The organism is Geoglobus sp. (genome assembly GCF_054018175.1).
On the sequence record NZ_JBPLZQ010000025.1, the window covers coordinates 1 to 6,819 of the forward strand.

Genomic DNA, 6,819 nt, shown 5'->3' on the forward strand with positions numbered 1-6,819 from the left:
TATATAAGGGCACCGTTGCAAGGAAATCAAAACGTTTTTAAACGGAGTCAAATTTTCTTGACAAAAAATCAGGCGAGGTGATCCAATGCACATAATGGAGGGTTTCCTGCCACCGCTGTGGGCTGGAGTGTGGTACGCGTTTGCACTGCCAGTTGTTGCGTACGGTGCGTACAAGGCGAAGAGGAAGATAGATGAGGACCCGAAGAACAAGTCACTTCTTGCTGTGGCGGGAGGATTCATTTTCGTCCTCTCGGCCTTGAAGATTCCGTCCGTAACTGGTAGCTGCTCTCACCCCACCGGGACGGGAGTTGCGGTGGTCCTCTTTGGCCCTGCAATAACCGCGTTTCTCTCATCGATAGCGCTGCTATACCAGGCACTGCTGCTCGCCCACGGGGGCATAACGACTCTCGGAGCTAACACAGCGTCCATGGGCATCATCGGGCCATTCATCGGATGGCTCGCGTACAGAGCGGTGAGGACAAGGACAGACGTGAGGGTTGCAACATTCATAGCTGCTGCAGTGTCTGACTGGGTGACGTATGTTGTGACGTCATTTCAGCTCGCTCTGGCGTTTCCCGCTGGAGCCGGGGTTTCCGGGGTCATGGCCTCGGCCACCAAGTTCATGGCGATATTCGCCGTGACGCAGGTACCACTCGCCATAATTGAGGGCGTGGTGGCGGCACTGCTGATGGGCTACCTCGTGCAGGTGAGAGAGGACGTCGCCAAGGGGGTGACCGCGTGAGAAGGATTGCAGGCATCCTCGCGGTGATTGCACTCTTTGCACTCATCTCCGTCGTAGCTGCAGAGGACGGCGCGTGGGGTGGAGCTGACGAGAAAGCTGAGCAGGCGATAAGCGAGATCGCACCGCAATACGAGCCGTGGTTCTCGCCGGTATGGGAGCCACCGAGCGGAGAGATAGAGAGCCTGCTTTTCAGCCTTCAGGCTGCAGTGGGTGCGCTGCTGATAGGATACTTCCTCGGATATTACAGGGGCAAGAAGGCAGAGGAGTGAACGCATGCACGGAACACTCGAAGAAGTCCAGATGACCTCGAGGAAGCCGATAAGGGGAAACCTAAGGGTTTACTTTTCCATTTTTGTCCTCCTCTTCGTGGTTGCGAGTGGCAGCACTTCGGTGTACCTGACATCCATGGCGATCTTCACCCTCCTGGGCGTTTACTCTGCCGGAAAGAGCTATCTGAGGTTGATGAAGGTGCCCACGTATTTCCTGATCCCGAGCGCTCTCGTAATCGCGCTGTTCATACCCGGCAGGGCTGTTACGGAATCCCTTCCGATTAGCCCGACGGAGGAGGGGATCGGACTTGCGGTCTCCACGGTTCTGAGGTCGTACGCGTCCCTTTCCGTCCTGTTTTTCATGATCGTAACCACATCGATCCCGGAAGTTTTCTCAGCTCTGAAAAGTCTGAGGCTTCCCGGATTTGTAATCGAAATGGCCCTGCTGATGTACCGCGCGATCCAGGTTTTGATGGATGAGCTTGTAAGACTTGACAGGTCGGCATCATCGAGGCTTGGATATTCCGGCTGGAGAGCGTACATCAGGACAGCGTCTCTTCTCGGCTACTCCCTTTTCGTTAAGTCTCTCGAAAGGGCTGAGAAAATGAACATGGCCATGGAGTCGAGGTGTTACAGCGGAAGCATGCCCGTGAGGAGCGAAAAAAGCTCTGGGTATCTCCTATGTGCGATCACAGTCTCAATTCTCATTCTGTCCATGCTGGGGGTGGGGGTGTGATAGAGACTGTGGATCTCTGGTTCTCGTACCGGAGCGAAGACGTGCTAAGGGGTGTGAACTTCCGGGCGGAACGTGGCGAGGTCACGGTTCTGCTCGGCAGGAACGGAGCAGGCAAGTCCACACTCCTGATGCACCTCAACGGACTGCTTAGGCCTGACAGGGGCGAGGTCAGGGTGGACGGGAAGGCCGTGGAGTACACCAGAAAGGGGCTGATCGAGCTGAGAAGGAGGGTCGGCTTCGTTTTCCAGAACCCGGACGATCAGATAGTAGCACCCACGGTTTGGCAGGAGGTTGCTTTTGGCCCTCAGAATGCAGGAATTTACGATGAAGAAGTTCTGAAGAGGTCCTTGAAGGCCATGGGTCTGGAGGGTTACGAGAACAGGCTGTGCAACACTCTGAGCGGGGGTGAGAAGAAGAGGCTGACCATAGCGAGCGTCCTGGCGATGGAGCCAGACTACATAATAATGGACGAGCCGACAGCCGGACTTGACGGGTTCGGGCTGAGGGACATGGTGCGGACAGTGAAGAACCTCAGAAAAGAGGGGAAGTCCCTGATAATCTCGACTCACGACCTGGATTTTGCGATGGAGATAGCCGACAGGTTCGTGATACTCGAAAAGGGAAATGTGATTTACGAGGATGATCAGCTCGACTTCTCCTTAGCGGAGAGGTGCGGGATAAGGCTCGGCTACCTGAGGGGTGACCTAGTTGTCGTGCCACACGACGCTGATATTCCGGACAGTGAGTTCGATTTCATCGCCGTGATGGGGAAGAGTGCCCGGGACAGGTTAGCTTCGCTCGGAATTGAGGCGGACATAAACTCAGCATCACTCGAGAGAGCAATACTAAGGGCTCTGAGCGGTAGCTCGGTCATGCTCGTCTGCAGCAGAAGCATGCTCGGCGTGGTTCTCAGGGAGGCGGGAAACTTCCCCGTGAGGCTCAGGGTAGTAGAGGGGGGTGGAGTGGAAGGAGGTGCTGAGGGTGAACAGCTTCTTGCTGATCGCGGCAGTTAGCATAGCCTTCATCCACTCGCTCGCCCCTGATCACTACGTGCCTGTCTCGGCAGTTGGGAGGTCGAGGAAGTGGTCTCTCAGTAGAACCCTGACGTTCTCCTTCATCGCGGCCAGCATGCACGTGGCATCCTCAGCAGCCCTCGGACTCTCGGCATTCCTCGGCATGAACATGCTCGGCCTTGCTGTGCTCATAGAGTCGCACTCTCCACAGATCCTGATCGCATTCGGACTCTTTTATGCCCTTCTCTCTCACCTCAAGCCTCACAGGCACGCTCATGCCGCATCGCTTACAACCCTCCTGCTCATCCTCGGAGTTTCTCCGTGCATTCCCCTCGTCCCTCTAACCCTCTCTGCCAAAAGTGTCCCCGAAGCTCTGATGGTTGTCATCACCTTTTCAGCCACAACGATCCTCACAATTCTCGCCCTGACATACATCACCTACAGAGCCTACAGACCCCCGGAATTGCCGAGAAAGAGGATGTCGCCAGCGGGTTGATAATAGCCTTGACCGGGCTGGTGACTTGGATCCTCGAAACCGCTCGCAGAAAGGTGTGTTTGCAGGCAAAGGTTGCGCCTCACTCTCAGCTCCCATTTTCATAAACTATTTTAATCTTTCATGTCCTCCATCATCCATGACGCTCTTCACTAACGTTTACTCGTTCAGGGACGTGGAGGACTGGGTGAACAGGTTCTGGCAGGATAACTCGATTTACGAAAAGGCGAAGAACAGAGGGGAGAAGCCGTTCTTTTTCGTTGACGGTCCTCCGTACACCACAGGCAGGATCCACCTTGGCACGGCGTGGAACAAGGTCATAAAGGACACCGTCCTGAGGTTCAGGAGGATGCTGGGATACAGGGTGACGGACAGGCCTGGCTGGGACATGCACGGGCTGCCAATAGAGGTGAAGGTTGAGCAGGAGCTTGGAATAACTGAAAAGAAGGAGATCGAGAGATTTGGGATAGACAGGTTCATTGAAAAATGCATGCAGTATGCGCTGGAGAACAAGGACGCGATGACGGAGCAGTTCAGGAAGCTCGGCGTCTGGATGGACTGGGAAAACCCCTACATGACCGTGAAGGCAGAGTACATAAACTCGGCATGGTGGACCGTCAAGAAGGCGCACGAAAAAGGTCTGCTCGAGAGGAAGCTGATGGTCGTCAACTGGTGTCCCAGGTGCGAGACGGCGCTGGCAGATGCGGAGGTCGAGTACTGGGACGAGACTGATCCATCCATATACGTGAAATTCCCGGTTAAGGACCAGAACAGCACGTTTATCGTGATCTGGACGACCACACCCTGGACTCTTCCTGCAAACATGGCCGTCGCGGTTCACCCCTCCTTGGAGTACGCGGTTATAAAGGCAATGAAGGACGGGAAGCTCGAGTACCTGATAATTGCCAAGGAGCTCGCTGAGGATGTGCTGAGGAAGGGTGGCTACGAGCTGTGGGAGATCGTCGAGACGAAGCTCGGGGAGGACCTCGTCGGTCTGGAATACCATCACCCTCTCGCAGACGAGGTACCAGTTCAGAAAAGCTTCAGGCACTCAGTTTACATGGCAGATTTCGTTTCGGCCGAGAACACGGGCTGCGTTCACATCGCCCCCGGGCACGGTCTCGAGGACTACGAGCTCGGTGTGAAGCACGGTCTCGAGGTGTTCAACCCGGTTGACGACAGAGGAATCTACACGGAAAAGGCGGGGAAGTACGAGGGGCTGAACGTCAGAGAGGCGAACAGAGTTATAATCGAGGACCTCAGGAGCAAGGGCCTTCTGCTTGCCGAAGAGAAGATCACCCACAGGTACGGCCACTGCTGGAGGTGCAAGACGCCCATAATTTACCGGGCAACGGAGCAGTGGTTCCTGAAGGTCAGCGAGGTAAAGGAGAGGATGGTTGAGGAAATAGACAGGGTCGAGTGGATCCCGGAGTGGGCGGGGATGGCGAGGTTCAAGGACTGGGTCAGCAACGCGAGGGACTGGTGCATAAGCAGGCAGAGGTACTGGGGAATACCGATTCCCGTGTGGATATGCGAGAAGTGTGGAAGGGAGAAGGTTGTGGGCGACATAAACGAAATTGAGTGGAAGAGCGACCTCGACCTTCACAGGCCCAAGATAGACCAGGTCACCTTCACCTGCGAGTGCGGGGGAGTGATGAAAAGAGTAGAGGATGTTTTCGACGTGTGGTTTGACAGCGGTGTTGCGAGCTGGGGTACGCTGAACTATCCCTACGAGAAAGAGCAGTTCGAAAAGCTCTGGCCTGCCGATTTCATAACCGAGGGCCACGATCAGACGAGGGGCTGGTTCTACTCGCAGCTCGGTACGAGCGTGATAGCCTTCGGCAGAGCTCCCTACAGGGCAGTGCTGATGCACGGATTCACTCTCGACGAGAAGGGAAGAAAGATGAGCAAGAGCTTAGGAAATGTTGTTGAGCCCGAAGAGGTCATCGAAAGGATCGGAGTTGACGCCTTCAGACTCTACGTGCTGTCATCAGCCCTGTGGGAGGACCTCAAGTTCAGCTGGAGCGAGGCTGAAAATTACCTGAGAGTGCTGAACATCTTCTGGAACACCGTGAGGTTCGCGTACACCTACATGAAGCTCGACGGATTTGAGGAGGTCCCGGTGGAGGAGGCGGACCTCAGAGTTGAGGACAGGTGGATTCTCTCGAGGCTCGAAAGGTTCATCAAAGTCGCGAGAGAGTCCATGGAGAGCTACCAGCTCCACAGGGTAGTCAGGGAGTTCTCCAGCTTCGTTGTCGAGGACTTCAGCAGGTGGTACGTGCAGCTCAGCCGGAGGAGGGTCTGGGAGGAGAGAGACTCTCCGTCGAAGATCGCAGCGTACGCGACGATGTTCAGAGTGATAGACCGCACCGTGAGGGCGATATCTCCAATAGCTCCCTTCATCTCGGAGTACGTTTATCAGAACTTCGTCAGGGAGTTCAGGGACGGTGAGGAGTCGGTGTTTTTCGAAGCTTACCCTGAAGTTGATGAGAGGTGGACTGACGAGGAGCTCGAGAGGGACATGGAGATCGTCAGGGACGTGAGCGAGGCCAGCTACAATGCGAGGCAGCAGGCAGGGATAAAGCTGAGGTGGCCCCTGAGAAGGATGATCGTCGAAGGTGGAGAGGAGGTTGGGAGAGCAGTGGAGAACCTCAGAGAGATACTGCTCAACCAGTGCAACGTGAAGGAGGTCGAGTGGGTTGAGGAGTTCGAGAAGACCGTTATCGTGAAGCCGAACTACAGGAAGCTCGGTCCTCTCCTGAAGGACAGGGTCAGGGACTTTGTCAGCCACGTAAATTCGCTCTCGCAGGAAGAGCTGAAGAGGATAATAGACGAGGGAGTTGTGGAGTTCGACGGTGAGAGGTTCAGCGTGCACGATGTCCTTGAAGTCTCGTATGACGCTGGAGAGGACTACAGCGTTGCCGACTTCGGAAGGGGAACCGTGTACCTCTACACGGTGATTGACGACGAACTGAAGAGAGAGGCGTTCGCGAGGGAGCTCGTCAGGAGAATTCAGGAGATGAGGAAGGAGCTCGACCTGAACGTCGACGAGTTCATAAAGACGTACGTGCACGCTGACGAGAGCGACGTCGAGGGGTGGGTGGACTACATAAAGGAGGAGACCAGGTCCAGGGAGCTCGTTTTCGGTGAGGCTAAGGGGTACGTAAGGGAGTGGGACATCGAGGGCAGGAGGATAGCAATCGGCATCGAGAGAGATGAGGCTTGAGGAGTGGTTCCAGATCTACCGTCAGATCCTTTCGGACTTCAAATTCGACGAGGAGGAAGATGCGAGGGCAGCAAGGCTGATGCACGAGCTCGCAGGCAGCAAGCTGGTGGACCGGGAAGAGCTCGAAAGGAGGATCAGGGGGAAAGAGGTCGTGGTCATTGGTGGAGCAGTGGACAGCGAGGTGGGCGTAGAGGTTCTGATAACCGCTGGAAAGGCCATCCAGAAGTGGGTGTAGATGTCGTCCAGGGTCCCGGACGTGCACGTTACCGACATGGAGGAGCCGGAGGACCTGCTCGCAGACCTCGAGAGGAAGGGGACGCTACTCGTTCTTCACGCACAC

General features: G+C 55.6%; 6 protein-coding genes and 1 pseudogene. All 7 read left to right on the plus strand.

Annotated elements, in window-relative coordinates; translation table 11 throughout:
• The first annotated feature begins 85 nt into the window (after positions 1-85).
• The 7 genes and pseudogenes from ACXJJC_RS01715 to ACXJJC_RS01745 all read left to right on the plus strand — a co-directional run bounded on the left by ACXJJC_RS01715 (position 86) and on the right by ACXJJC_RS01745 (position 6,714).
• Positions 86-742, plus strand: a complete 657-nt coding sequence (locus ACXJJC_RS01715; protein ID WP_456368911.1) for an energy-coupling factor ABC transporter permease — start codon at positions 86-88, stop codon at positions 740-742.
• 23 nt (positions 743-765) lie between these two features.
• A complete protein-coding gene (locus tag ACXJJC_RS01720) occupies positions 766-1,011 on the plus strand; it encodes an energy-coupling factor ABC transporter substrate-binding protein (RefSeq protein ID WP_456368921.1) in 246 nt (81 codons plus the stop codon).
• Between the two features lie 4 nt (positions 1,012-1,015).
• Positions 1,016-1,747: a cobalt ECF transporter T component CbiQ gene (gene cbiQ, locus ACXJJC_RS01725; RefSeq protein WP_456368913.1), complete on the plus strand. Its 732-nt coding sequence runs from the start codon at positions 1,016-1,018 to the stop codon at positions 1,745-1,747.
• Positions 1,744-2,430, plus strand: a pseudogene (locus ACXJJC_RS01730) (energy-coupling factor ABC transporter ATP-binding protein); the annotation flags it as partial. The gene cbiQ and the pseudogene ACXJJC_RS01730, both read left to right, overlap by 4 nt.
• A gap of 274 nt (positions 2,431-2,704) precedes the next feature.
• The gene (locus ACXJJC_RS01735; protein ID WP_456368915.1) at positions 2,705-3,256 is read left to right on the plus strand and encodes a hypothetical protein; all 552 of its coding nucleotides are present in this window, start codon (positions 2,705-2,707) and stop codon (positions 3,254-3,256) included.
• Positions 3,257-3,392: 136 nt separating this feature from the next.
• Positions 3,393-6,479, plus strand: a complete 3,087-nt coding sequence (gene ileS, locus ACXJJC_RS01740; protein WP_456368917.1) for an isoleucine--tRNA ligase — start codon at positions 3,393-3,395, stop codon at positions 6,477-6,479.
• A complete protein-coding gene (locus ACXJJC_RS01745) occupies positions 6,469-6,714 on the plus strand; it encodes a hypothetical protein (protein ID WP_456368919.1) in 246 nt (81 codons plus the stop codon). The genes ileS and ACXJJC_RS01745 overlap by 11 nt, the downstream gene beginning before the upstream one ends.
• The last annotated feature ends 105 nt before the right edge of the window (positions 6,715-6,819 follow it).

Excerpts from the sequence above, each read along its gene's own strand:
- ACXJJC_RS01715 (WP_456368911.1), top strand. The coding sequence starts at position 86 with ATGCACATAATGGAGGGTTTCCTGCCACCGCTGTGGGCTGGAGTGTGG.
- cbiQ (WP_456368913.1), top strand. The coding sequence starts at position 1,016 with ATGCACGGAACACTCGAAGAAGTCCAGATGACCTCGAGGAAGCCGATA.
- ileS (WP_456368917.1), top strand. The coding sequence starts at position 3,393 with ATGACGCTCTTCACTAACGTTTACTCGTTCAGGGACGTGGAGGACTGG.
- ACXJJC_RS01745 (WP_456368919.1), top strand. The coding sequence starts at position 6,469 with ATGAGGCTTGAGGAGTGGTTCCAGATCTACCGTCAGATCCTTTCGGAC.